Below are 23,199 nucleotides of genomic sequence, written 5' to 3' on the forward strand. Positions count from 1 at the left end.
GATCCGTGGAGCGCCGGGAAGTCTGGTCGGCACCGTGATGGTCCGCGCCCCGGAGGTCTCCCCGTGCTGTTGTTGTGCTTCGCCGTCGTCCTGTTGGCCGCCGTGCTCGTGTCGGCGCTGGCCCACCGGACAATCCTGTCCACGGCGGCGTTGTTCCTGGTGGCCGGTTTCCTGCTCGGTGAGGACACCACCGGGGTGCTGCACCTGCGTGCCGACTCCCCGATCGTGGCGCACCTTGCCGAGTTGGCGCTGTTCGCGGTGCTGTTCACCGACGGGATGCGCGTCGGTTGGGCCGACCTGCGGTCGGCGTGGCGGCTGCCCGGGCGCGCCCTGGGCTGGGGCCTGCCGCTGACGTTGCTCGTCACCGCCGTGCTCGCGCACTACGTTGCCGGCCTCGACTGGCCGGAGGCGCTGCTGCTCGGGGCGATCCTCGCCCCCACCGACCCGGTCTTCGCCGCCGCTCTGGTCGGCAACGACAAGGTTCCCGCCCGGCTGCGGCACCTGCTCAACGTCGAGTCCGGCGTCAACGACGGTCTCGCCCTGCCGTTCGTGGTGGTGCTGCTGGCGGTCGCGGCCGGCTCCGACGACCTGCACCTGGGGGAGTTGGGCACCGAACTGGCGGTGGGGCTGCTGATCGGGGTGCTGGTGCCGCTGGCCGCGATCGCGCTGGAGCGCACCCGCTGGTTCGCCGCGTCCGCGGCGTACGCGCCGCTCAACGGGGTGGCGATCGGGCTGCTGGTGCTGGCGCTGGGCAAGGTCACCCACGGCAACCTGTTCCTCGCCGCGTTCGCCGCCGGGATCACCGTGGCCACCTTCGGGCCGCGGGAGCGGGCCGCGTTCGAGCACTTCGGGGAGAACGTCGCCGAGCTGCTGAAGCTGGCCGCGCTGCTGGTGTTCGGGGCGCTGATCTCGCCTGCGTTCCTCGGGGAGATCTCCTGGACCGGCTGGGTCTTCGCCGTCCTGGCCATCGTGGTGGCCCGACCGGTGGCGCTGTGGATCTCGTTCCTGCGCTCCGGGCTGGGCCTGCGGGAGCAAGCCGCCGCGATGTGGTTCGGGCCGAAGGGCTTCGCCTCGGTCGTCTACGGGCTGCTCGTCCTCGAATCCGGCATCGCCGCCGGCGACGAGGTGTTCCACCTGGTGGCGCTGACCATCGTCATCTCGATCCTGGCGCACTCCTCCACCGACGTCGTGGTCGCGCGGGCCTTCGACGAGTCCCGCGAGACGCCCGCCTGGCACGGCGTGCGGCGCCGGATCCGGCGGGCCCGCCGGGGCGGACCCGACCAGCGGGCCGCGGCCGGCCCGAGCGCAGCGGACAACGACGGAACCGGTCAGGGCTCCGACCGCGGCGACGGCGCGAAGGCGGACCCGCAGGCAAGGGCGAAGTAGCGCGCGGCGACACGAACGTTCAGGCGCTGTCCTCGCGCTGGGCCGCCCAGTCCCGCCACCACTGGCTCTCCGTCGGCTCGCCGGCCGCCTCGACCAGCGCATTGACGAGTTCGGCCGCGGTCGCCTGACGGACTGCGTCCGCGCACTGGACGAGATCACGGATTCGGTCGGTCCTCCTACGGACCACTTGGGCAACCAGCGCGCGACCGGCCTCGGTGAGGGTCAACCAGGCGACCCGCCGGTCGGTGGTGCCCTGCCGCCGGGCCACCAGACCACGCCGGACCAGCCGGTCGCAGGTGCGGGTCGCGGTCGACGGGTGGACCTCGAGGGCGGTGGCCAGGTCCACCGTCCGCAGCGCCCCGCGTGCGGCGAGCAGCACCATCGCGCGGTACTGGGAAAGGGTCAGTTCTGTGTCGAGGCCGGCCAGCGTACGCGCGGTGAAGCCCACCATCACCCGGCTCAGCGCGGCGAGACCGTCGACGAGCGCCGACTCGGGGTCCGTCAGGTGCGCGTCGACCGACCCGTAGAGTTCCACCACAGAATAGTTGCATGGATACAGGAAAGGCGGTGAGGGCGGTGTTCGGCGAGCGGTACGGATCCCGACAGCGGACGGGTGGACGACGCTGGGAGCAGCTCAGTGCTGTCCCGCTGACCTTGCTGTCCGTGGTGTTCCTCGGCGCGTACGCGTGGCCCATCCTCGTGCCGCAACTGCCCCACCGGTGGGTCGTCGCCTGCGAGGCCACCAGTCTGACCATCTGGATGCTCTTCTGGATCGACCTGCTGGTGCGGTTCGCCCTCGCCGACGACCGGCTGCGCTTCCTGCGCACCCACCTGTTCGACCTGGCCGTGCTCGTGCTGCCGTTCCTGCGTCCGCTGCGGGCCCTCCGGCTGGTCACGGTCGTCCTGAACCTGACCCGACGTACGACCGTCTGGGCCCGTGGCCGCCTCGCCCTGTACGTCAGCGCCACGACCGTGCTGCTCGTGGTCGTGTCGGCCCTGGCGGTGCTCGACGCGGAGCGGACTGCCCCGGACGCCTCGATCACCTCGTTCACCGACGCTCTCTGGTGGGCCGCGGTGACGATCACCACCGTCGGGTACGGCGACCTATTCCCGGTGACTACGGCGGGTCGGTTGGTCGCGCTCGGCCTGATGGTCGGCGGGATCGGCCTGATCGGTTTCGTGACCGGGTCGCTCGCGACCTGGATCGTCGAGCGGGTCGCCGACCGGGACCGTCCGGAGCCGGCCACGGCCGCCGACGTCGCGGGCCTGCGGGACGAGATCGCCGCATTGCGGGCGAGGCTGGAGTCGCAGTCCCTCGCCGGCCGGCCCGATCCGATGACGGTGGACGGGGTCGCCGTCGATGACTGACCCGGACGGCTCTGCGGAGTCCGGCCACCGATCGTGGCTCGGGCTGCCCGCCGCGTTGGCGTTCATCGGCGGCGTGCTGCTGGTCGACGTGGCGGCGGCGGCGCACGCGGTCCTCATCGGTTTTCTGGCCCTGGCCCCGTTGCTGGCCGCCGCCGTTGACACGCCGAGACGTACCGCCGTCGCGTCCGCCGCGGCGACGGTCGCCGCGGTCCTGGCCGGCCTGCCGAGTCAGACCCTGGGCAGCCTCGACCACGTCCTGCGGGTGGCCGTGGTCATCACGGTCAGCATCGCGGCACTGTACGTGTCCCGGGCCCGCACCGTGCGCGAGGAGCGGATCCGCCGGATGAGCGAGATCGTGCGGGTCACCCAGAAGGCCATCTTGCGGGAGGTCCCACCCACGATCGGGAACGTCGCACTGGGAGCCCGCTACGTCTCCGCGCAGCGGGGCGCGGGGGTGGGCGGCGACCTCTACGAGGTCGTACCGGGACCGGGCCGGCTGCGCGTCATCATCGGCGACGTGTGCGGCAAGGGACTACCGGCGGTGCAGCTCGCCTCGGCGGTGATCGGCGCGTTCCGGCAGTCCGCGATCGTACGTGACCGGCTGGAAGAGGTCGCCACGGATCTCGACACCCTGGTCGCGCGGGAACCGATGCCCGCCTACGGGGTCACCTTCGTCACGGCCGTCCTGCTGGAGGTCCGCGGTCCGGACCTGTGGGTGATGAGTTGCGGGCATCCCATGCCGCTGCGGCACCGTCCCGGATGTTCGCCCGTTCCGCTCGGTGAGACCGAACCGGACCGGCCGCTGGGGCTGGGCGGCCGGCGTCGACCGCCGACGCACCACGCCTGGGCAACCGGTGACCGGCTGCTGCTCTACACCGACGGTCTGATCGAGGCACGCGACGATGCCGGGCGATTCTTCCCGCTCCGGCTCCTCGACCGCCCGCTGTCCGCTCCCTCGCCGGCGAAGGCACTCGACGCCGTCTGGCGTGCGGTGCGGGCACATGCCGGAGGCGAACCTCGCGACGATCTCGCCTTGCTGCTGATCGAGCGGCTGCCGGACGGCGACGGCGACCCCGGTCGGTAGCGGACCGATCTTGCGAGGTCAGGCCGGCACGTCGGCGTCGACGGAACTGGGGGCGCCGGCCGTCGGGGAAGTGGGATAGGCGGGCGTGGACGGCGTGTCTGCGGTCGGTGGAGCCGAAGGGGAGACGGGCGGGCTCGAGGTCGTGCCAGCCGACCTGGTCGGCCCGGCCGTCGGCTCGCGGGTGGGGGTAGTCGGCGCCGACGGCGTCAGGAGGTCAGTCGGGTCGCCGGTCGTAGGCGGAGCACTCGCCGGATCCTCGTTGACCGCTGGCTGCGGCGGCGTCGCCGCAGGCTTGTCGTCGGGGCCGGTGGATCGGGGTGCCGGATCGTCGGCTCTGGTGGCCGGTACGCGGCGCGTCGCCGGCTGCGTCTCCGGCTCGTCCTCGCCCGCGATGGTGACCAGTGTCGAGGTGCCGCGGCAGGGCACGCCGGCGAGCGCGAATCCGTCCGGGCCGGTCCGGGCCTGCTCGGTGTAGGTGCCCTGCAGCGGTACCCGGATCCGCGACGAGGTTTCCCACCGGACGGGGAGTCGCACGAGCCGCCCGGACTGCCACCGGTCCAGCGGGGCGGCCAAGTGCTGGCCGGGCGACAGCCGGAAGGCGAGGACGGGCCGGTCGGTCGGCCGTCCTCCGGTCATCTGCACGGTGAGGTCGGCATCGAACGTCCCCCGAGCGCGCTCCGCCGAGTAGGTGACGGTGCAGCCGAAGGACGCGGTCGGCGTCGCCTCCGCCGCGCCGTAGGCGTCCTGCGTCGAACCGGATCCGGGAAGCTGAGCGACGAGCACCGCACCCGCCAGGACCGCCGGTAGGCCGCCCACCAGCGCGGTGCGCCGGAGCCGTGTGCGGCCGGGGTAGTCGTGCATCGCGGGGACCGTGGGCCGGACGTCCGGTCGTTCACCGGCGGCCGGCCGCAGCCGCACCCCGTCGGAAGCGGCCGCGGTGGTGAGCGACTCTGCCACGGTGGACGCGCTGGGCCGCTCGGCGGGATCGGATGCGAGGCAAGCACGACGCAGCTCGTCAACGGCCGAGGGCACCCCCTCGATCTGGAGCGCCGCCCCGCGACAGTCGCGCTCGGGCCGGTCCGGGCGAGCCGGCGAACGCCCGGTCAGGCACTCGGTGAGCAGAAGACCGAGGGCGTAGACGTCGCAGGCGGGCACGGCCGGCTCGCCGCGCAGCTGCTCCGGAGCCATGTAGGAGGGGGTACCGCGGATCTCGCCGCGCCTGTCGACGGTCTCGGAGCCGACAGCGAGCGCCACGCCGAGGTCGACCAGCTTCGCCCCCTCGGGAGAGAGCAGCACGTTGCCCGGCTTGACGTCGCGATGGACCAGCCCAGCATCGTGGATCGCGGCGAGTCCGGCTGCCACCTCCGCGCAGATCCGACCACCGGCGGGCCATCCCAGCGGACCGGTCCGGCGCAGCCGGTCGGATACCGTCTCGCCGTCGACGTACTGCAGCACCAGGAAGGGCACGCGCCGCAGCCCGGACAGCCGGGCCTCGCCGTAGTCGTAGACCGCCGCGACGTTCGGGTGGGCCAGCCGTGCCGCGGCTCGCGCCTCGCGGCGCACGGCGCCGCGCCACCTGCGATCCTCCGCGATGCCGGGGGCGAGCAGTTTGACCGCGACCGTCCGGTCGAGCAGATGGTCCACCGCCTGCCAGACGACCGCCGACCCGCCCCGGCCGACCTGCCGCACCAGGCGGTAGCGTCCCGCCAGAACCCGCATCGCACACCCCCTTTCCGTGATCCCGCCAGCCTGAGCCCGACGCGGCGACACATCGCCCCCTACCCGAGTCCTCAGCAGGGAAAACGGCCGCAGGCCGGTACGGGACGGGCAGACGTCCAGGTGTCACGAAGCCGGGGGCAGATCGTCATGGAACCGTCGTGTTCCCGGCCGGACACTCGGGGTAGCGCGGAAGGAACGCCACTCCAACGGTGAGGAGACGAGTTATGACCTACCCGTGGTTCTACCCCGAGAGGCTGCCGTCGCCGCTCCACGGCGACCCGGTCGCGGACGACACCCGGCTGGCGTGTCACGTCGCCACGCTGATGGGCCAGGACCCACTGCTGCGCCACGAGCGCATCTGCGTCGAGGCGCAGAACCGGGTGGTCATCCTGGAGGGCCGGGTCAGCTCGACCGACGCGCGGGCCCGTGCGCGCGCTCTCGCCTGGGCCGTGCCCGCCGCGCTCGACGTCAGCGTGCGGCTGCATGTGGTCTGACGCCCGCCAAGCAGGTGCCACAGTTGACCCGGAGTATGAGGAGGCGAACCGGTGGTGAACCCGCCACGGAGGGAGCGACGAGGGATGGACAGGTGGAGCCGTCGCTGTCGGGCGCTCGTAGTGCTCTCGACGGTGGCTCTGCTCGTCACCGGCTGCGCCAGCCGGGCGTCGGAACCGCAGCCGACGCCGGAGCCGACCCCCACCGTCCGGCTGGGCACGGTCGCCCGCGCGGAGGTGGGCGTGCGTCTCACCGTGACCGCCACGGTCGACCACGTCGTCGCCGGCGCCGCGTTCGTGGTGCGCGACGTCGACCTCACCAACGGGACGCTGCTCGTGCTGTCGACCGATCCGGCCGTCATGGAACCACCGCAGTTGGTGACCGTGAGTGGCACCGTCGTCGACTTCTCGTACCGTGACCTGTCCGACCGCTACGATCTCGGGCCCTCCGGTCCGTACCGAGACTTCGAGGGCGGCCGGGCGCTCGCCGCCGATGAGGTGACCGTCTGGAAATGACAGCCCGCTGAGGGGCCGGCACGCAGCTCGTCGGCCTGCCGCTTCCCGCGTCACCACCGACTCATGCCTGCCGCTTCGCGATCCTCCGGAGGATGCCGGGCAGGTGTTCCGGCAGTGCCACGGAACGCAGGTCGGCGAGTAGGTCGTCCAGGAGGCGGATGATCCGCGGCTGGTCGCGTCCCGCCCGCCGGACGTCGTCGACCGCGACCGCGAGGAAGCCGTCGAAGTCCTGCGCCCGGGCCCGTACCCGTGGGGTGCCGTCGGGGTCGTCGACGATGAGGCGGTGACCGGGTCGGCCGGCGAGGCGGCGTAGCAGGTCGTGCATCTCCTGGACGCTGCGGACCGCGGTGGTGGTGTCGTTGATCCCGGGTGACAGGGCCCGTTCGGCGATGTCGGTCAGCTGCCGGAGCCCGAATCCGACGTCCTGTCCGAGGGTCCGTTCCACGCCGAGGTTCACCGCGATGCACGCCCGTGCGTCCGGCACGCTCGCCGGGGGAGCGCTGTCGGGCATCGGATGGACCGCGATCAGCGGTTGCCCGGCCACTACGAAGTCGCCCGGTGCGGGCAGGACCGACAGGGCGCAGTCGTGTTCGCGGGCCAGCGCGGCGAGCCGGCCGAGGTCGACGTGCTGGATCATGCCGGGCTGCACCGCGGTGATCACCTGCACCGGCGGGGCGGGCGGTGGAACGCACGCGGCAGCTGGGCCGACCGGATACTGCTCCTCGATGACCCGGCGGGTCTGGGCGCCGACCGCGGCGATGATGTGTGAGACCCGCATGACGGTGGTGACGTGGTGCAGGTAGTAGACGAACAGCCCGCTGCTGGCGAGCACGAGGGTCATCGTCACGGCGAGCGAGAGTTCCGGCAGACGGGCATCGGAGCCGGCGGGCAACGCTGCCAGCACCACCATGGCGAACAGCGCGGTCGCCAGGAAGGTGCCCAGCGCCGCCTGCGTCACCCGGTCCTGCAGGAAGGTCCGCAGCACCCGGGGGGAGTACTGGCTGCTGGCGAGTTGCACGGCCACCACGGTGATGGAGAAGACCAGCGCGGTGAACGAGATCATCGCGGTGATGATCGACGACAGCAGCGACCGGGCGCCGGCCACGCTGCTGGGCAGGAACCCACTCGTCGGCAGGCCCAGCCGCAGCTCGGCCGCCGACAGGCCGAGGGCCAGCAGCACGGCCCCGGCGGCGAACGCCGCCGGCACCAGCCAGAACCCAGACCACGCGGCCGCCAGGCGGGACCGAAGGGTACGCGGAGCGCGGCTCATCTCGCCGTAATCCCCGGTACGTGCCCTTTGCATACCTGCCGACGGGTCTGTTTACCTTGAGGTGGACCTCGACCGGACGCACGAAGGAGGTGGGCCGGTACCCGGCACACCGATCATGAAGACTCGACACCTCACCGGCAAGCCTCACCTCCGCCGCCCTGCTGATGCTCGCGGCAGGGTGCGGCGACGGCCAGGGACCGGCCCCCGCCTCGTCCGGTTCGAGCCCAGCGGTGACGTCGACGCCGCCGCCGGGAACGCCGACGGCCCCGGCAACCGACGAGGCACCCACGCCCGCGCCGACCACGGCGGCGCCCGCGCCCTCGCCCTCGTCGAGTCCGTCGACCCCGTCGAGCACCCCCGACGGCGGCACGCGGGACGTGTTGCGTCGCGGTGACACCGCAGACGCGGTCAAGGTGCTCCAGGAGCGGCTGGACCGGCTCGGGTACTGGGTCGGTGAGTCCGACGGCACGTTCGGCATGCTCACCGAGCAGGCGGTCTCCGCGCTGCAGAAGGCCGCCGGCCTGCGCCCGGACGGGATCGTGGAAGCTAAGACCCGGGCCGCGCTCGACGCCGGGAAGCGCCCCGAGGCCCGCAGCGTCGACGGCCATCTCGCCGAGGTGGACCTGGACCGGCAACTGCTGATGATCGTCGACGACGGTGAGGTGAGCCGGATCTTCAACACCTCGACCGGCACGTTCGAGCACTACACCTATCAGGGGGAGACCTACCTGGCCGACACCCCGCGCGGCAGGTGGACCATCGACTGGCAGGTCGACGGCTGGCGCGACGGCCCGCTCGGCCGGCTGTACCGTCCGAAGTACTTCCAGGAGCAGGGGATCGCGATCCACGGCTACACCAGCGTTCCGCCGTTTCCGGCGTCGCACGGGTGCGTGCGGGTGACGCTGCCGGCGATGGACTGGCTGTGGGCGCAGGACGTGCTGCCGAAGAAGACCCGGGTCTGGGTCTACTGACGCTCGTTCCCCGGACGAGTCCCGCCGCGACGGCCGTTTGCTCACAGATACTGCTTCCGCCAGGCGCTGACCGCCTCCTCGACGGCGTGCTCCTCGCGGCGCAGGGATGCCTTGATCCGTCTACGCTCGCCGGTCATCCGTCGGAACACCGCGAGCGCGCCGCAGACCGTGACGAGCACCGCGAGTGCGGCCAGCGGCGCGAGGTGCGCGCCGGGCACCGTCAGCGCGGCGATCAGCGCGGCGACTGCGAGGGTGGAGCGGCTCGTCCGGCGAAAGGCCCGGCGGGCGATGGCCGCCTGACTCAGCAGGTAGATCACGACTCCGCCGTGCAGGACCGCGCTGATCGGAGCGGACAGCGGTGAGTGGCGCATGGCGACCGCCTCCAGCAGCAGCTTGAGGCCCAGGGCGGTGGTCACCACGCCGAGGATGGTCAGCAGGTGCAGGTAGGTGTAGACGTCGCGGGCCAGCGGCACCCGGACGCGGTCGCGTGCGCCGTGCAGGATCTGTTCCACCCCGGCGGCCAGGCTGTCGAAGTGCAGCCACCACAGCGCGGCGACCAGTGCGATGCCCAGCACGGACGCGGTGATCACCCGGGTGGTCAGGGCCAACCGGTCGAACCGGCCCGGCCCGATGCCCAGGGAGATGACCACCTCGCCGAGGGCGACGAGCACGATCAGGCCGTGCCGCTCGGCCCAGTGCCCGGCCGACGGCAGCGACCAGTGCGCGTAGGGCAGGACCAGCCCGACCGCGTACTCGACGAGCAGGGCGGCGGTCCACAGGGCCAGGCGGGCCTCCAGGACCGCGCCGTCCGGCACCCACCAGGGTGCGGCGACCGAGCCGCCAGCCGTCGGCCGGTCGGCGGCGCGACGGGGCGGGGGTGCGTCGTCATGGTGGTCACGCCGGAACACTACCTGCATAGGTATCTAGGTAGTTAGTCAGGCAGATGGCCGCCCATCCGGTCCGACTAGCATGGGCGCGTGCACACGTCGCTGCCGGACTTCCAGATGCCCAACGACGAGCAGGTCCACCTCGCCGCCGAGAGCTTCCGGCTGCTCGCCGACCCCACCCGCATCAAGATCCTCTGGGCCCTGCTGCAGGGTGAGTCATCCGTGGCCTGCCTCGCCGACCTCGTCGGGGCCGCCCCTACCGCGGTCAGCCAGCACCTCGCCAAACTCCGCCTCGCCGGCCTGGTCCGCGGCCGGCGCGAAGGCACCTTCGTGCACTACTCCGCCGCCGACTCCCACGTCCGCGCGCTGCTCGCCGAGGCCCTGTTCCACGCCGACCACGCCGACCGGAACCTGCCCGACCACCCGGCGACGGAGCACACCCACGCCCCTGCCGTCTCCGGTCGCTGACCGACCGACCACACTTCGCCACGAGCGCCGACGGGGCGCTCGCCGCCGCGCTTCTGCACACCAGCGACGACTACGCGCTCCTGCTCATCGGCGTCGCCGCCTGCTGCGCGCTCGCCGCCTTCGGCGTCACCATCCGAACGAAGCTTCCCTACACCGAAGCCCTCCAACAAACACTCGTCACGTACTGCGTGAATGTGATTGTTCGGTCATGACACGACCTGTCCGACCGAAGGAACATCTCGTCGGTCCACTCGTACCTGCTGTCCTACCCGCGCGTCCGGGTCCAAGCCCGATGCCGATGCCGGCTCTACCTGCCCGAGTCTGTCCGTCGGCGATCACGGATGCGGCCCTGTTTCTATGGATGGCCCTTCCGGCACGCTGTGGCCGGGTGAGCGCGCAGCACCTCCTGCGCGCGCTGGGCTGGCCCCCGCACCACCGCCTCGACATTCAGCCGCGTCACGGCATGATCGTCGTCTGCTCGGCCAGCGACGGCCGCCACCAGGTGGGTGGCCGAGGTGACCTACCCCTGCCGGCGAATGCCCGGCACATGTGCCGCATCGAGCCCGGTCAACCCGTGCTGCTCGCCGCCATGGTCGCGCATGACCTGCTCGTCGTGTATCCCGTCAGCACCGTCGTACGCCTGCTCGCCGACCTGCACACTCACCTGCCGGGAGTCAGCGATGAACACTGACCCCGCCGCCGTCGCTGCCGCTCGCCAGGTTCTGGCTCACCTGGGCGTCACGGTGACCGATCTGCAGTCGCACCCCCCGGCGCCGGCCTTTTTGCCGACGGTCGCCGAGTATCTGCCCCGTGTTGTCGCCGCTGCCGGGCCCGGAGCACGCCGCACCTACGGCACCTACTGGGACCGGATGGCCGCCGCGTGGGCCGAGCGGCCATTGGACACCATCGTCGCCAGCGACGTCGAGGCCCTGAAACAGGCGATGATCGCCGGCGCCGTGGCGCGGCGCAACAGCCGCAACGGTCGGCACGCCGGTGAGCACGCCATCGCCGCCGCCCGTGCCTTCTACCGATGCGCCATCGCCGATGGGCTGATCGACGCCGCCGCCAGCCCCGCGCACCGGGTCGCGAAACCCCGACGCCTACCCGGCACCCGCCGCGCGCTGACCGCACACGAGTTGGAGGAGATCAACGCGATAGCGCGCACCAGCGGGAACGACGTCATCCTCGACGCGCTGCTCCTGCGCCTGCACACCGAGACCGCGTGCCGCCGCGGCGGCGCCCTGGCTCTACGGCTGGTCGACCTCGATACCACCAACGGACTCGTCCGCCTCACCGAGAAGGGATCTACTGTCCGCTGGCAACCCATCACCCTCGAACTCGCCGGACACCTGCGGGAGCACGGCGACGCTCGCGGCGCGGTCCTGCCGGCCGATCCGCTCCTGCGTGCACGCAACGGCCAGCCGATCACCAGCCGCCGCTACGATCACCTGTGGGAACGCCTCGGCGTTCGCCTGCCCTGGGTCGCCGTGCACGGCATCTCGACCCACTGGCTGCGCCACACCACGCTGACCTGGGTGGAACGGCACTTCGGTTACGGCATCGCCCGCGCCTACGCCGGCCACACCGACAGCCCGGGATCCTCCACCACCACCTACATCAAGGCCGACCTGCACGACGTCGCCAGCGCGCTGTCCGCCATGACCAACCAGCCCCATCCACTGGCCCTCGGGTGGCAGATCACGCCGGCACGTGGTCGCAGTTGAACCACGTCGCGTTGCCCACGTCCGAGTAGGGGACAGGGAGCCGCGTGCGGTGCCGGGGCGGACAGGCTCCGAATGCACCGCACGCGGCGAGGGGGAGTGCGGCCGTGCGTCCGCAGCGCGACCTCCCTCGCGGAAGCATCGATCGGGAAAGTCCTTGATCTGCCACTGCCAAGCGGCCCGCTGTGGGCGTGCCAGCTGCCAGTTGGTGGGCGTCGAACGGAGGTGAGCAGCGGCCGGCCACGGACGCATCTGACGAAGTGGCTGGCGATGTCGAGCCTTGCGGCTGGAGCGGCCCCCCTCGACGTGGCCCGCAGGGGGCGTGCCTCAGCGCGAGATCGTCCGGGAGCCCGTGCTGGGGCTGCTGCCGGGCGTAGCCTGCCGTGGTGAGCACACCAGGCGACGACTACACGGCGGCGCTTCCACGCAAACGTATGGGCGCGGCGGTCTTGTTTACCGATGCTCTCGGACGCGCGATGCTGGTCGAGCCCGTCTACAAGGATTACTGGGAGATCGTCGGTGGGTGCGTCGACGCTGACGAGTCACCTCGACAGGCAGCGGCACGCGAGGTCAAGGAAGAACTGGGCAAGTCCGTCGTTCCCGGTCGACTGCTGGTGGTGGATTGGGTGCCGCCGCAGCCGGATCGCACCGAGGGCGTCATGTTCGTCTTCGACGGCGGCGTGCTGGATGAGACGGGAACCGCCGACATCCACCTGCCGCCCGACGAACTGCGCAGTTGGGCTTGGTGCGGCCAGGAGGACATCAAGCAGCGGACGTCGGAGTTGTTGGCCCGTCGCGTGATGGCGGCGCTGCGGGCGAAGACCGAGGGCACGACCCTCGACCTGGAAAATGGGTTCCCCGTGCAGTGAAGGCATGTCGGCGGCACGGCTCCCAGCTCCAGCAAGGCGCGCCGCCGCGCTGTACGGGCCGCCACGTCGAAGCCGTCCGGCGAGCCGATCGGGGCAGGTCGGACAGATGCCAGCGAGGCGTCCGGCTCCGCGGGCAGGCTGGTGCCGCCGGAGCGGTAGAGGTTGTCATGGAAGCCATCGGCATAGAGCAAGCAGTTAGGCCGGCACGGGCCTTAGCAACGAGGCGGGTTCGCTGGAGGCCGGCTGCGCTGATCAGCGGCGCGAGGTCGCCCATAGCGCGTTAGGCGTCGACGCCAGCGGGACGACCTGTATGGCCGGCGTCTGAGTAGGGCGGCGACGTGCAGTTACTGATCGGTCAAACCGGTGCGGCCGCTCGCAGGCCCGGCAGGTTGCGCGGTTTTGCTCGCCCGTTGTCAGCCTGGCATCGGCGGTGATCTACGTGGTCAGGCGGCGCGGCGGACCGGGCGCAGCAACGTGAGCGCTCGAAGGGCGTCGGCGCGGGAGATGGGCTGATCATCATCGGACTGCATGGTCAACACGATCTCGATGGCTTGCCGGATCCAGGCGGTTTTGGTGATGCCGGCGTCCCTGGCGGCCGCGGTGACGGCGTCATCGAGGTCGGTCGGCATGCGCAGGGACCGCACGACCATGACCTCAGCGCCTTCTGGCGGAAGGGAGGCAAGCAGTTCTGCTTCCTGGTCCGCTGTCGCCGGCGCCGGGTCGAAGGTGAGGTCGTGCATCAGTGCGGCGGCCTCTTCCGGGGTGCGCGGCAGGTGCTGGTTGTCGCTCATCGCGTCTGCTCCCATCGGGTGAAGTCGGCACGTTCGGTGTCGCTCATGTCTCGCGCACCGATAATCTTCCAGGTGAAACCGTCGACGTGGTGCACCGCCACGATCAGAGGACGACCGTCGCGGGTGCGCGCCCACACGGTCAGTACGCGCAACCCGTTGGCGTCAGCCCCTGGACGCGGCCACCGCTGCTTGGCCTCCAAGGCTTGGCGGACCTCATAGGGCTGAATGCCCGCCAGGGCCTGCAACGCCCACTCTTCCCACTCGTACGGCACCTAGCAAGTGTAATACACGCGTATTCCAGCAGCTGGACCTGTCGTTTCGAACAGGGCTCAAGGCCGCCGGAGGGGAGTCCATGCGCCTGACAATCGCGACGTGTCTGTCCTAGGACGCCGCACAAGCTGTTTCGGAGACCGCGCCGCCAGTGTGATGACTATCCATACCTCTGAGCCGACCGGGGTGGGCTTCGCCACCGACGATCGGCCGCGCTGTTGTGGGCCGTGGCTGGGCCACACGGGCTCACGGGTGAGATGGACCAGAGAAACTGCCGGGCGGCATAAGATCCCGGCCGGCCTGCCTGCGTCGAGCCCAGGGCAGACCAGATTCTCGGCGAAGGCGGGCAGGCCAGCTACCTCGTGCGACTAAGGTCGCCCAAGAGGCTCTCGATCACCGCCTCCTCGTGGATCGCGGTGGCGGTCTGCGCCATCGCCCCGGAGAGGGCCGGATCCCACGGAGTCTTCCTCGCGCGCCCGGTGAGAGGTTGTCGTGGCGTCCCACGTTCGGTGGCCTGTGCGACGGCACGGCGATAGTCGGCAGCCATGAATTGCCAGGGTTTGGCGTTGTATCGCCGCATGATGCGGTCGGCGATGGCGATGCCAGGCCAGTCGAAGTCTCCGTGGTAGAGCAGACGCACGTCCGGCGATTCCATGGCAGCGTCTAGGAGGGCGATAGAAACCGTTGTGGGGTTGCCCATCGTGCAGACGATCGCCGCAGCAGCACCCGCATCGGCAGCAGCTTCCAGAACCCGTGGGTTCTCACATACATAAACGGTCTGCGGGGCCAGACGAAGGGGAGCAAGACGGCGGATTTCCCGTAGCGTCAGGTGGGTCTCGGCGCCTGCGTCGGCGCGGAAGCGCAGCCAGTCATCGCCGAGGGGGCGCAGCCCATAGGTGAGTACGGTCGTCGCAACAGTGTCGCTGGTTACCCCGGCGGCATCCCAGAGAGCGCGGCGTTCCGAAGCGCCTAGCGGGTAATCGGAGGCACCGGTGAGGGCGAGGGCGAGCCCTCGCAGGACTAGGCGGGTCAGCGGGCTGTCATCGTCGAGCCCGTGGGCGCTGCCGGTGACTACTTGAGCCAGTTCGCCGCGGGACCAGGTTCGTGAGGTTCCCCCGGTTCGCCGGAGGGTTGGTTACCTGGCGCCGGTGGGCTCCGGCTGAACGATAGCTGTCTGGTCCTGTCGGGCCTGGTGGTTGTGCCAGGCGATTTCGTATTCGTCTGGGGACCGCCAGCCGAGGTCTTTTTGGATGCGGCGGGTGTTGTACCACCCGTCGATGTAGGTGAAGATCGCGTTCTCGGCCTCGTCGCGGGTTCGCCAGGAGTTGCGGTAGACAAGTTCGATCTTCAACGTCGACCAGAAGTTCTCCATCAGGGCGTTGTCGTAGCTGTCACCCACCGATCCCATCGAGGGCAGGATCCCGTTGTCGGCCAGGCGTTGGGCGAAGCGGAACGACGTGTAGTTCGACCCGCGGTCTGAGTGGTGGATCAGTTGGCCGTCGCGGACGTCGCGGGACCAGATGCCGTATTCGAGGGCGCCGAGGATCAGGTCGGTGTCGCAGCGGTCGGAGCACCGCCAGCCCACGATGCGGTTGGAGAACACATCCCGCACCGCGGCGAGCCAGAACACGCCCTCGCCGCAGGGGATCCGGGTGGCATCGGCGACCCACAACCGGTTCGGCGCCGCAGCGGTGAACTGCCGGTTCACCAGATCGGGAGCCGGTGTCGCCTTCGGGTTCGACCGGGTCGACGGGATGCGCCACTTCTTGCGCAGAAACGCCCCCTGCAGGCCGGCGGTCCGCATCAACCGCTCCACGCGTTTGCGGCCGACGTGCCGGCCTTGGCGGCGCAGCATGGCGTGCACCCTCGGGCTGCCGTAGGTGCCGCCCGACACCTCGTGGATCTCCGCGATCTCCACCGCCAGTTCGGCGTCCTCCCGGCGCCGCACAGACGGGTTGGCGGCCTGGGCGAGCCAGCCGTAGTAGGTCGACACCGCGACGTTGAGGACCCGGAGGACGGGCTCGACTCCGAAGCGATCGCGCAGCTCGTCGACGAGCGTCACGACCGTCGCCGGGTCGGGTCGAGTTCCGAGGCGAAAAAAGCCGACGCGGCTTTCAGGATCTCGTTGGCTCGCTTCAGTTCGGCGTTCTCCCGCCGCAGCCGGCGCAGCTCCTCCAGCTCTCCGCTGGTCGGCCGGTCGTCACGCTGGCCGCGGTCGGCCTCGTCCTGGCGGATCCAGTTCCGCAACGCCTCGTGATGCACCCCAAGCTGCCGCGCCAGCTGGCGGATCACGGGCTTCGGGTCCGACTCCCGATACAAACGCACCGCACGTTCACGCAGCTCATCGGGGTACTTCTTCGGTGCTGCCACGAATGACTCCCTTCAGCTCCATCAGAGCATGATCGAAAGCCTCCGAGCTACCGGGGGAACCTCAGTGGGAAGCATGGCGATCGGCCGTATCGTCGGCCGCTATCGGTACCAGGCGGATGCACCGCCCGGGTTCCGCCACACCCGAGCGGTGCAGTGGATCAACACCTCGGTTCCGAGGAACGCCTTCAAGAACGACCTGTTCAACAGCCTCGGGTCTGTCGTGAGGATCTGTGGCCTGCCGCCCGACCTACAAGGCCGGCGGCTGGCGACGGTGGCGCGGAACAAGCCGGATCCGGGTCCCGAAGGCCCGCCAGTCCAGCCTCCTGATTCACCGCAACGCCGAGACTTGGTAAGCGTCCTCGATGTCGGCGACGGCGCCTGCACCGTCATCACGACCCGACGTGGCGGCCGTGAGTCAGTGACCGTGATCGACTGCGGCAGCGATAGTCTCTCCGCCGACGACGCGTGTGAACGTCTAGTGGACGCCCTCGACGGACGGCCCGAGCTCATCGAGACGATCATCATCACTCACTTCGACGTCGATCATTACTTGGGCTTCGTTCGCCTCGCTGAGAGCATGCGCGCCCGGGGCCAACGCTTCCGTCGCTTGCGCCTTATCTCACCACGCCCCCCACGCGTCGTACCCCAGTACGCGCTCAGCTACCTGGCGATGGCCCGCTTCGTCACCGGCGTGCGCAGTCTAGATCTCGCACTCGAGCTTGAGACCGTCACCAACCGCGGGCTGCACTACACCCCGATGTCCCGTGGCGCCGGTGGTGCCTTCCTCGCCGGCGGACGAGGCTACGAGGTGATGTGGCCACCGCCGATACTGCCGCCAGGCGTGACCCGTCAGGTCCAGAACGCGGTACTCGCCTTCGAAGAACTCGCTCGATCACTCGCCGACAGCGGCAACCCCGCCTTGAAGGACAACTTCGAAACGGCCCGCACCGGCGGGTGGCTGCAACCATCCCGAGACGAGATTCCGCAGCGGCCCTCCTTCAGGGGCGGTGATCCGGGCGAGTTCCCGGAGCTGCTCGACGCCGAAGATACCGGCGACGATGGACATTGGCTCGACGTCGACCGGCTGAACATCCCCGAACACCTCCAGCAAGACTTCCGCGTGGTGTGGGACCGGATGCGCCGCGCCAACAACAACATGTCGCTGGTATTCGAGGACGCCGAACCGGGGCGGCTCATAGCCTTCGGCGACGCCAGCCATCCCGTCCTGTCATGGCTCGCCACGACGAACCTCAGCCCCGCCCACTACGCACTCATGCTTGCGCCCCACCACGGCACCCACCCCCTACCAGCCTCCCTACAGGTAACCGCAGAACTGTGCGTCGCGCAGAACGGCACGAAACGAGCCCATCTATGGCCGCGCCATCTTGCGACCCACCGACAGCACGGCACCTGCGTCAGCAGCACCGCGGGCAACCACCACCTGTTGCTGTAACTCCCGCAGTAGGCCGACACAGCCGGGCGTCTAACAGGCGCGGCGCAGGACCAGCGAATCCGCCCACGGAGTCCATGTCGATCCACTCGTGCGGCAACTCCGGTAGCGCCGGCTCCGTCGATGGCCTTGACGGACGCAGCGGCATGATCACATCATCGGCAGGGCTAGTGCCGTGACCACGAACGTTCACGGTGTCGAGCCGACGGTAGCCTCGGCGCGGTGACGGAGGACGACTTCATGATCAGGCTTAGCCGGGACGAGGCGTTGGTGCTCTCAGACTGGCTTCACCGGATGATGGGCACTGCCGATTTCGACGAGTTGGTCGATCGGCTGCCAGTGCCGGGACGTCACCCGGTCCTGATGCTCGACAGTCGACATCCGGCCGTAGAACACAAACCGCAGGCCGCGCCGCCGTTGGTGAGGTGGTTGCGGGTCGGCCTGCGGCTGGCTGTTGAGCCATCGAGTCAAGGGAGGGTCCAGATCGTCACGCGAGTTGTCTGACACGCCGATATTCCTACGAAGGATGTTCGTGGCTGGGTCGGACAAGCAGTTCGCCGGCGTTCATCACGGCAGTCGGGCACCTCGGAGGCGTCGGTCAGTACCACCACCTGTGGCTTCTACGACGACTCCGCACCGCGGCGGTCTTGGTTAGTACTCCAGCAGGAGATCCGTTTCAGGGCTCGGTGAGGGCTTGGCGGGCGTAGTGGCTGATCTTGGCGTCGGCTTGGTGTTGGCGTCGGAAGACCGACCAGGCGATGACGTCGCCGACGCCTCGGGCGGGTTCGATGACCAGGGCGTGGAACAGGCGTCGGAGTTCGTTGACGGTGATCGGGATCAAGCCGTCCGGGCTGGTGGTGCTGGCCGCTGCGGCGGCGGCGAGGAATGCGTGTGCGGCGATGACGAGGGTGGTCCAGCGGTGCCAGGCTCGCCAGCGGCGGTGTTGGTGTTGGTCCAGGCCGAGACCGGTCTTGGTGGCCTGGAACGATTCCTCGATGCTCCAGCGTCGGCCGGCAACGGCGACCAGCTGGCGCAGCGGAACCGGTCCGGGTGACCAACAGCGGTAGAACGCCAGCTCACCGGTGCTGCGGTTGCGGCGGATCAGCAGCCAGTGGTGACCGTCGTGCTGGTCGGCCGCCAAGGGCAGGGCGACGAACGCCCAGTCGTAGTAGCGGTGCCCTTTCGCCCCTTGGCCGGCGGAGATCCGCTGCCACGCCCGCTTCGGCAGGTTGACGGCGATCTGGTCCGCTCGCTGGATGCCCAGTCCGGTCAGGATCCGGTGCGAGCAGGCGACCGCGAGAACGTAACCGAGTCGATGGTCGCGCAGGGCCGCGGCCAGGTGCGGGTCACCGCCGTAGGCTTCGTCACCGGCGACCCACCGGCAGGGCAGCCCACCGGCGAGGGCGTTGTCGATCAGCTGTCGTGCCAGCTGGGGTTTCGTGGCGAACCCAACCGTGTCGGGCACCCCTGCCTCCATCCGTCGTGTGGGGTCCTCGGCCCACGATTTCGGCAGGTAGAGGGCAACGTCGAGCAGGGTGTGCCCGGCCGGTGAGGCATACGACAGGTGCACCGCGAGCTGACAGTTCTCGATCTTCCCGGCGGTGCCGGAGTACTGCCGTTGCACTCCGACGGTGTGCACGCCCTTCTTCAGATCCCCGGTCTCGTCGATGACCAGCACCCCGTCCGGGTGTCCGAGCTTGACCGCGACGAAGTCCCGCACGTCGGCGCGGACCTGCGCGTCGTCCCACCGGGCCCGACCGATCAGGTCCTGCATGCCACCTGGCCCGTCGTCACCGGCGTGGTCCGCGATCGTCCAGCAGTTCTTGGCCGGTAGCGGCGCCAGCAGGCCGGCCATGAAGTCCCGCACCCGTCGGCGGGGCTCAGGCCGCCCGAACCGCGACCCGATCACGTCCATCAGCTCGTCGAACAGCCCAGACCATCGCCGGGCGTCTACTCTGTAGGCGGCAGCCACCGCCGTATCTTGGGTCCACACAACCACGAGACTCAGCGGTGGCTGCTCCATGCCCACGGACAAAACTACACCGACCCAGCAGGCCCGAACCGATCTCCTGCTGGAGTATTAGGGTGATGACACAGTGGCTTTTGATCGTCTGACATCGATAGTCGAGTTCGATTTGAGGTACGCTGCTGGCTCGGTGGATTCATCTACGCCTCTCGCGCGGCCGGTGAGAGGCGTGGCGTTGTTCATCAGGGGAGGAAGCTCTTGTCTGGTCATCCCATGCGTCGCCGGCTCGCCACGGCGGCGGCTATCGTGCTCGGCTCGGCGGCTTGTCTGGTCGCCACTCCCGCGCAGGCCTCATCCGGGACCCTGTATGTCGGCCCATCGCCGTCGTACGGGTTCTACAACCAGAATGACTCGTCGGATCTACTGCGCGTGCTGGCCAATCCGACCGGGGCAGTGCCCAGCGGCAAGTGCCTGGACATGTGGTACGACTGGAGCCGCGAGGGCGGTCACTTCGACGCACGTATGGCACGGTCCTGCCGACCGGCCTCTCAGCGCGACAGTGGTAACACGTACGAGTCCACGAACGTGTTCGGCTTCAACAAGCTGTTCAGTTGCTATGGCAACAATAACGCGACCACCAGCGGCACTTGCGAGATAGCGATCGGCTTACCAGCTGATGTCATCGTGAGCATTCCGAACAAGTGCACCCGCTCGTGGTGGCTCACCTCCACCGGCTCGTACCTGTACGACGGGGGCGGCTCGGTCACTTCTTGCACGTCCTGATTTCGTATGAAGGGAGCCCACCGACCAATGGTTAAGCGCCGCCGGAACGTTGCCGTTGCAACTGCCGTCACCATCGCCGCGCTGGCCGGCTGTGCCCAGCCCGGCATGCCTGCCGCCGCGCCCGTCGGCGTCGATGCCCCGGCCATGTTGTCCGCTGTGATCGACCAGGTATATGGAACGCCGCAACAGCGTCTGGCCGGTGAGGAGCGGATGTGGCTCACGAGCCAGTCCGCGATCGCCGCCTGCGCCCGGACCAAGGGCGTCGTGTACGGCGTCACCCCCTATCAGCCGATGAGCCCGCCTACCGACCCTGCCCCCGGCGATCTGCTCGGATTTGCGCCCCACCGCGCCGATTTCGGGGTCGCCGCCCGTATCGAGATGCTGGCCAAGCGAGGTGAAACCCCCAACCCGGGTTTGCCTGCCGCCGCGGATGACCAAGCTCGCTGGTTCACTGCTGTCGAGTCCTGCCAGAACGCCGCCACCGCAGGCGAGAAGCTCAGGGCTCCTGACGGGCAGGAGGAACTGGAAGTCGAGCTGGTAGACCTGCTCGGTAGCGTCCAGCAGCAGGTCGCACCGGACCTGACTCGCCAATACGCCAGCTGCATGAAGTCGGCCGGAATCGACGCCGGTGACCTGTCCGAGGCGTACCTGAAGGTCGAGCAAAAGTTCCCGCCTGTGTCATTTGAGCGTCCGTCGGACCCGACCGCCCTCCCTGAATGGGCCGACGCTGTCGCATTTGAGAAGAAGGTAGCCGCTGCCGACTGGGCCTGCCGTGAATCACGGCTCGATGGAGTCGTCAACGCCGCCGCTAACGACCTGCAGAAGTTCACCACCACCAACACCGCCCGAATCGCACGAGTCGCCGACGGCTGGAAGGCGATGCCCAGCCTCGCGCAGACGCTACGCGCCACCGTCAAGACCACACCCGTGAAGTGATATCCCCGCCGGGCTTGGTGGGCGACGGACCTGCCAAGCCCGGCCGGAGTACGGGATGGAACTCGTCGGAATTCCGGGAACCTCAGCAGGTGGAAAGATCCTCTACTGCCGCCCTCGGACCAATCGTTGCCGACACTAATGTTCTCGTCAACCGAGTCGGTCTGGCGCTGCTCGCCGGGATCGCCAGCCTTTACCTCGAGCCGTGCGCCTCAATGCTGTCCATGCTCACGCACGGTAGTAGGAGTGCCAGCTTGAGCCAACCCTGGCCGTACCGTAATCTATGAGCATGCGCACCCGAAATGGTGCACATATGATACGTACAGGTGTTCGGATCCCCCCTCGGACACCAAATTTCGTGGAAAATCGCCTAAATGGGACAGAATGGCTGTCCCATTTAGGCTTACTTAGGCCGAAAAGTTGTGATTCTTGGCGGCGGCTGCCTGGCTATGATTGGCTGCATCTGTCCAACCCGGTGACAGGAAATGGTGTCTCTCTGGCGCGCTGACGTCGCAGATTCACGGTGGTGGGCATGCCGGGTCTGAGCCTTACCGCCGGTACGGGGCGATGATCTCTTTTGGGCGCAGCGCGAGGGCTGCGAGCTCACGTAGCGCCGGCGAGGTGAGGTAAAACCTGCCGCGGGTCTCGCCGTGCTGTTCGAGCATGCCTGCCCGGACAAGGGCGCGAAGGTCGCGTGTTGCTTGGTCGTCGGTGAGGTTCTCGTCGCGTTGGTAGAGGGTTCGGCGTACTCGGCCGCCGGTGGCGGCGAGGTGTAGGGCGCTGACGACCCGCTCGGGTAGCCCGTTGCGCCGGACCCAGGTGTCGAGTAGTTCCCAGAGCTGCGCGGCCTGATCGAGGCGTTGTCGGACCAGTTGGGCCTGTTGGTGGTGGGCGCTCAGGCAGAACCGGATCCATCTGCTGGCGTCGTTGTCGGGCTGCCAGGAGGGGCCGCCGACCTCACCGAGTGCGTCGTAGTAGGCGTAAATGTTCCGGCCGACGCCGAGCCACTCCTCAATGGAGGAGAACTCCGGGGCGAGGACACCGTCGCGGGCGAGTACGAGGGTATGGAGACAGCGCGACATCCGTCCATTCCCGTCCCGCCAGGGGTGGATCTTGACCAGGTTCAGGTGGGCCATGGAGGCCCGTACGAGTAGCGGGGTCTCCGGTTCGCCGTCGGCCAGCCAGTCGATCAGCTCGGAGATCAGCGACGGAACGTCGTCGGCGTCCGGCCTCGTGTAGACGCGTCGGCCGGTGTGCGCCTCGTCGATATGTATGTCACCCGGACGGTAGCGACCCGGCCACTTGCCGAGCTCATGCCGGAGCATCATGAAGTGCAGCGCGTTGAGCAGCATGTGCTGCCAGGTGAACTCGCGTGAGCGGGCGAGTTGTTGCACGTAGGTCAGGGCATCCCGATAACCGGTAATGACGTCCCAGGTTTGCGGGTTCGTCTCCACCGGTTCGTCGCCGGCGACGGCGGCGGCGTCGTCCAGGGACACCTGATAGCCCTCGATCGAATTCGAGCCCTGGATGGCGTGAGCGATCAGGGTGCGCCGGAGGTGTCCTGTCCACCGGTGTGGCTCGGCGATCTGGCACCGCAGGCTGTCCCGCATGGCGTCCAGTTCGCCGAGCACGCGCTTGTCGTCGTCGGCGAGCGCAGGGGTCCGATACAGCATGCGCCGGTCTTAGAGCGTGTTTGAGATCGGGTTGATCAGGTCCGGGTGAAGGTGCGGCGGGCTTGGCGGCGTGCGGGTTGGCCGCGGGTGATGCGGCGGGTCATGCCGGCGATGGCGGCCCAGCGGATGAGGGCTGCGGAGACGGCGGGGTGCCGTTCGTAGTCGCGGGCGAGCCGGCGGCAGGCGGTGAGCCAGGCCAGGGTGCGTTCCACG

The 23,199-nt window shown here is 69.3% G+C and carries 24 protein-coding genes and 1 pseudogene; 14 read left to right on the forward strand and 11 right to left on the reverse strand.

What is annotated here, in order from left to right:
- Nucleotides 1-63 precede the first annotated feature (63 nt).
- Nucleotides 64-1,386 carry a sodium:proton antiporter gene (locus tag ABD52_RS15385; protein WP_047892263.1) on the forward strand — a complete coding sequence of 441 codons (1,323 nt, stop codon included), beginning with the start codon at nt 64-66 and terminating at the stop codon, nt 1,384-1,386.
- Between the two features lie 19 nt (nt 1,387-1,405).
- Here the strand turns inward: ABD52_RS15385 and ABD52_RS15390 are convergent, their stop codons facing one another.
- Nucleotides 1,406-1,837, reverse strand: coding sequence for a MarR family transcriptional regulator (locus ABD52_RS15390; protein ID WP_082171308.1), 432 nt, complete (start codon nt 1,835-1,837; stop codon nt 1,406-1,408).
- 98 nt (nt 1,838-1,935) lie between these two features.
- Here ABD52_RS15390 and ABD52_RS15395 point away from each other — a divergent pair, with 98 nt between their 5' ends.
- Together ABD52_RS15395 and ABD52_RS15400 are read left to right on the forward strand one after the other, a co-directional pair.
- Nucleotides 1,936-2,754, forward strand: coding sequence for a potassium channel family protein (locus tag ABD52_RS15395; protein ID WP_082171301.1), 819 nt, complete (start codon nt 1,936-1,938; stop codon nt 2,752-2,754).
- Complete coding sequence (locus ABD52_RS15400) at nt 2,747-3,838, forward strand: PP2C family protein-serine/threonine phosphatase (RefSeq protein WP_053065392.1); 1,092 nt, start codon at nt 2,747-2,749, stop codon at nt 3,836-3,838. Before ABD52_RS15395 ends, ABD52_RS15400 begins: the two co-directional genes overlap by 8 nt.
- 18 nt (nt 3,839-3,856) lie before the next feature.
- Here the strand turns inward: ABD52_RS15400 and ABD52_RS37495 are convergent, their stop codons facing one another.
- Entirely contained in the window at nt 3,857-5,557 is a 1,701-nt protein-coding gene (locus ABD52_RS37495; protein ID WP_053065393.1) for a serine/threonine protein kinase, read from the reverse strand.
- Between the two features lie 224 nt (nt 5,558-5,781).
- Between ABD52_RS37495 and ABD52_RS15410 the strand changes: the two genes are divergently transcribed.
- Entirely contained in the window at nt 5,782-6,051 is a 270-nt protein-coding gene (locus ABD52_RS15410; protein WP_047892265.1) for a BON domain-containing protein, read from the forward strand.
- A gap of 132 nt (nt 6,052-6,183) precedes the next feature.
- Nucleotides 6,184-6,564, forward strand: a complete 381-nt coding sequence (locus ABD52_RS15415; protein WP_161801628.1) for a hypothetical protein — start codon at nt 6,184-6,186, stop codon at nt 6,562-6,564.
- A 61-nt stretch (nt 6,565-6,625) separates the two neighbouring features.
- Here the strand turns inward: ABD52_RS15415 and ABD52_RS15420 are convergent, their stop codons facing one another.
- Complete coding sequence (locus ABD52_RS15420) at nt 6,626-7,834, reverse strand: DUF2254 domain-containing protein (protein WP_053065394.1); 1,209 nt, start codon at nt 7,832-7,834, stop codon at nt 6,626-6,628.
- Nucleotides 7,835-8,064: 230 nt separating this feature from the next.
- Between ABD52_RS15420 and ABD52_RS15425 the strand changes: the two genes are divergently transcribed.
- Nucleotides 8,065-8,805: a L,D-transpeptidase family protein gene (locus ABD52_RS15425; protein ID WP_304413819.1), complete on the forward strand. Its 741-nt coding sequence runs from the start codon at nt 8,065-8,067 to the stop codon at nt 8,803-8,805.
- 41 nt (nt 8,806-8,846) lie between these two features.
- Here ABD52_RS15425 and ABD52_RS15430 read toward each other — a convergent pair whose 3' ends face one another.
- Nucleotides 8,847-9,722 carry a low temperature requirement protein A gene (locus tag ABD52_RS15430; RefSeq protein WP_053065395.1) on the reverse strand — a complete coding sequence of 292 codons (876 nt, stop codon included), beginning with the start codon at nt 9,720-9,722 and terminating at the stop codon, nt 8,847-8,849.
- Nucleotides 9,723-9,809: 87 nt separating this feature from the next.
- Between ABD52_RS15430 and ABD52_RS15435 the strand changes: the two genes are divergently transcribed.
- From ABD52_RS15435 to ABD52_RS15450, 4 genes are all read left to right on the forward strand, one after another.
- On the forward strand, nt 9,810-10,160 hold the full coding sequence (locus ABD52_RS15435) for a metalloregulator ArsR/SmtB family transcription factor (protein ID WP_347405049.1): 351 nt from the start codon (nt 9,810-9,812) through the stop codon (nt 10,158-10,160).
- A 388-nt stretch (nt 10,161-10,548) separates the two neighbouring features.
- Nucleotides 10,549-10,851: a hypothetical protein gene (locus ABD52_RS15440; protein ID WP_053065396.1), complete on the forward strand. Its 303-nt coding sequence runs from the start codon at nt 10,549-10,551 to the stop codon at nt 10,849-10,851.
- Entirely contained in the window at nt 10,841-11,884 is a 1,044-nt protein-coding gene (locus tag ABD52_RS15445; protein WP_047892270.1) for a site-specific integrase, read from the forward strand. Before ABD52_RS15440 ends, ABD52_RS15445 begins: the two co-directional genes overlap by 11 nt.
- Before the next feature lie 383 nt (nt 11,885-12,267).
- A complete protein-coding gene (locus ABD52_RS15450) occupies nt 12,268-12,750 on the forward strand; it encodes an NUDIX hydrolase (protein WP_347405039.1) in 483 nt (160 codons plus the stop codon).
- Nucleotides 12,751-13,193: 443 nt separating this feature from the next.
- Here the strand turns inward: ABD52_RS15450 and ABD52_RS15455 are convergent, their stop codons facing one another.
- The 5 genes and pseudogenes from ABD52_RS15455 to ABD52_RS15475 form a co-directional block, all read right to left on the reverse strand.
- On the reverse strand, nt 13,194-13,541 hold the full coding sequence (locus tag ABD52_RS15455) for a hypothetical protein (protein WP_047892272.1): 348 nt from the start codon (nt 13,539-13,541) through the stop codon (nt 13,194-13,196).
- Entirely contained in the window at nt 13,538-13,813 is a 276-nt protein-coding gene (locus tag ABD52_RS15460) for a hypothetical protein (RefSeq protein ID WP_047892273.1), read from the reverse strand. Before ABD52_RS15460 ends, ABD52_RS15455 begins: the two co-directional genes overlap by 4 nt.
- 353 nt (nt 13,814-14,166) lie before the next feature.
- Nucleotides 14,167-14,907 (reverse strand): annotated as a pseudogene (locus tag ABD52_RS37500) (DUF2399 domain-containing protein); the annotation flags it as partial.
- Between the two features lie 39 nt (nt 14,908-14,946).
- The gene (locus ABD52_RS15470) at nt 14,947-15,873 is read right to left on the reverse strand and encodes an IS3 family transposase (RefSeq protein ID WP_047892274.1); all 927 of its coding nucleotides are present in this window, start codon (nt 15,871-15,873) and stop codon (nt 14,947-14,949) included.
- A complete protein-coding gene (locus ABD52_RS15475) occupies nt 15,870-16,181 on the reverse strand; it encodes a transposase (RefSeq protein ID WP_047892275.1) in 312 nt (103 codons plus the stop codon). Before ABD52_RS15475 ends, ABD52_RS15470 begins: the two co-directional genes overlap by 4 nt.
- 73 nt (nt 16,182-16,254) lie before the next feature.
- Here ABD52_RS15475 and ABD52_RS15480 point away from each other — a divergent pair, with 73 nt between their 5' ends.
- On the forward strand, nt 16,255-17,634 hold the full coding sequence (locus ABD52_RS15480; protein WP_161801629.1) for an MBL fold metallo-hydrolase: 1,380 nt from the start codon (nt 16,255-16,257) through the stop codon (nt 17,632-17,634).
- 219 nt (nt 17,635-17,853) lie between these two features.
- Complete coding sequence (locus tag ABD52_RS40210) at nt 17,854-18,135, forward strand: hypothetical protein (RefSeq protein WP_047892277.1); 282 nt, start codon at nt 17,854-17,856, stop codon at nt 18,133-18,135.
- A gap of 172 nt (nt 18,136-18,307) precedes the next feature.
- Here the strand turns inward: ABD52_RS40210 and ABD52_RS15490 are convergent, their stop codons facing one another.
- Complete coding sequence (locus tag ABD52_RS15490; RefSeq protein WP_152748259.1) at nt 18,308-19,546, reverse strand: IS701 family transposase; 1,239 nt, start codon at nt 19,544-19,546, stop codon at nt 18,308-18,310.
- A gap of 324 nt (nt 19,547-19,870) precedes the next feature.
- On the opposite strand from ABD52_RS15490, the gene ABD52_RS15495 reads away from it, so the two are divergent.
- Both ABD52_RS15495 and ABD52_RS15500 read left to right on the forward strand, forming a co-directional pair.
- A complete protein-coding gene (locus ABD52_RS15495; RefSeq protein ID WP_047892279.1) occupies nt 19,871-20,380 on the forward strand; it encodes a hypothetical protein in 510 nt (169 codons plus the stop codon).
- Nucleotides 20,381-20,407: 27 nt separating this feature from the next.
- Nucleotides 20,408-21,316, forward strand: a complete 909-nt coding sequence (locus tag ABD52_RS15500) for a hypothetical protein (RefSeq protein WP_047892280.1) — start codon at nt 20,408-20,410, stop codon at nt 21,314-21,316.
- A gap of 545 nt (nt 21,317-21,861) precedes the next feature.
- Here the strand turns inward: ABD52_RS15500 and ABD52_RS15505 are convergent.
- Nucleotides 21,862-22,986 (reverse strand): Fic family protein, encoded by a 1,125-nt coding sequence (locus ABD52_RS15505; RefSeq protein ID WP_047892281.1) that lies wholly within the window; start codon nt 22,984-22,986, stop codon nt 21,862-21,864.
- Nucleotides 22,987-23,199: the final 213 nt, after the last annotated feature.

Source organism: Micromonospora sp. RV43, assembly GCF_001029515.1.
GTDB classification, from domain to species: domain Bacteria; phylum Actinomycetota; class Actinomycetes; order Mycobacteriales; family Micromonosporaceae; genus Micromonospora; species Micromonospora aurantiaca.

Coding starts and splice junctions, on each gene's coding strand:
- ABD52_RS15390 (WP_082171308.1), bottom strand. CDS start 1,837: ATGGTGGGCTTCACCGCGCGTACGCTGGCCGGCCTCGACACAGAACTG.
- ABD52_RS15395 (WP_082171301.1), top strand. CDS start 1,936: ATGGATACAGGAAAGGCGGTGAGGGCGGTGTTCGGCGAGCGGTACGGA.
- ABD52_RS15400 (WP_053065392.1), top strand. CDS start 2,747: ATGACTGACCCGGACGGCTCTGCGGAGTCCGGCCACCGATCGTGGCTC.
- ABD52_RS37495 (WP_053065393.1), bottom strand. CDS start 5,557: ATGCGGGTTCTGGCGGGACGCTACCGCCTGGTGCGGCAGGTCGGCCGG.
- ABD52_RS15410 (WP_047892265.1), top strand. CDS start 5,782: ATGACCTACCCGTGGTTCTACCCCGAGAGGCTGCCGTCGCCGCTCCAC.
- ABD52_RS15420 (WP_053065394.1), bottom strand. CDS start 7,834: ATGAGCCGCGCTCCGCGTACCCTTCGGTCCCGCCTGGCGGCCGCGTGG.
- ABD52_RS15430 (WP_053065395.1), bottom strand. CDS start 9,722: ATGCAGGTAGTGTTCCGGCGTGACCACCATGACGACGCACCCCCGCCC.
- ABD52_RS15435 (WP_347405049.1), top strand. CDS start 9,810: ATGCCCAACGACGAGCAGGTCCACCTCGCCGCCGAGAGCTTCCGGCTG.
- ABD52_RS15445 (WP_047892270.1), top strand. CDS start 10,841: ATGAACACTGACCCCGCCGCCGTCGCTGCCGCTCGCCAGGTTCTGGCT.
- ABD52_RS15455 (WP_047892272.1), bottom strand. CDS start 13,541: ATGAGCGACAACCAGCACCTGCCGCGCACCCCGGAAGAGGCCGCCGCA.
- ABD52_RS15480 (WP_161801629.1), top strand. CDS start 16,255: ATGGCGATCGGCCGTATCGTCGGCCGCTATCGGTACCAGGCGGATGCA.
- ABD52_RS15490 (WP_152748259.1), bottom strand. CDS start 19,546: ATGGACGTGATCGGGTCGCGGTTCGGGCGGCCTGAGCCCCGCCGACGG.
- ABD52_RS15495 (WP_047892279.1), top strand. CDS start 19,871: ATGCGTCGCCGGCTCGCCACGGCGGCGGCTATCGTGCTCGGCTCGGCG.
- ABD52_RS15500 (WP_047892280.1), top strand. CDS start 20,408: ATGGTTAAGCGCCGCCGGAACGTTGCCGTTGCAACTGCCGTCACCATC.
- ABD52_RS15505 (WP_047892281.1), bottom strand. CDS start 22,986: ATGCTGTATCGGACCCCTGCGCTCGCCGACGACGACAAGCGCGTGCTC.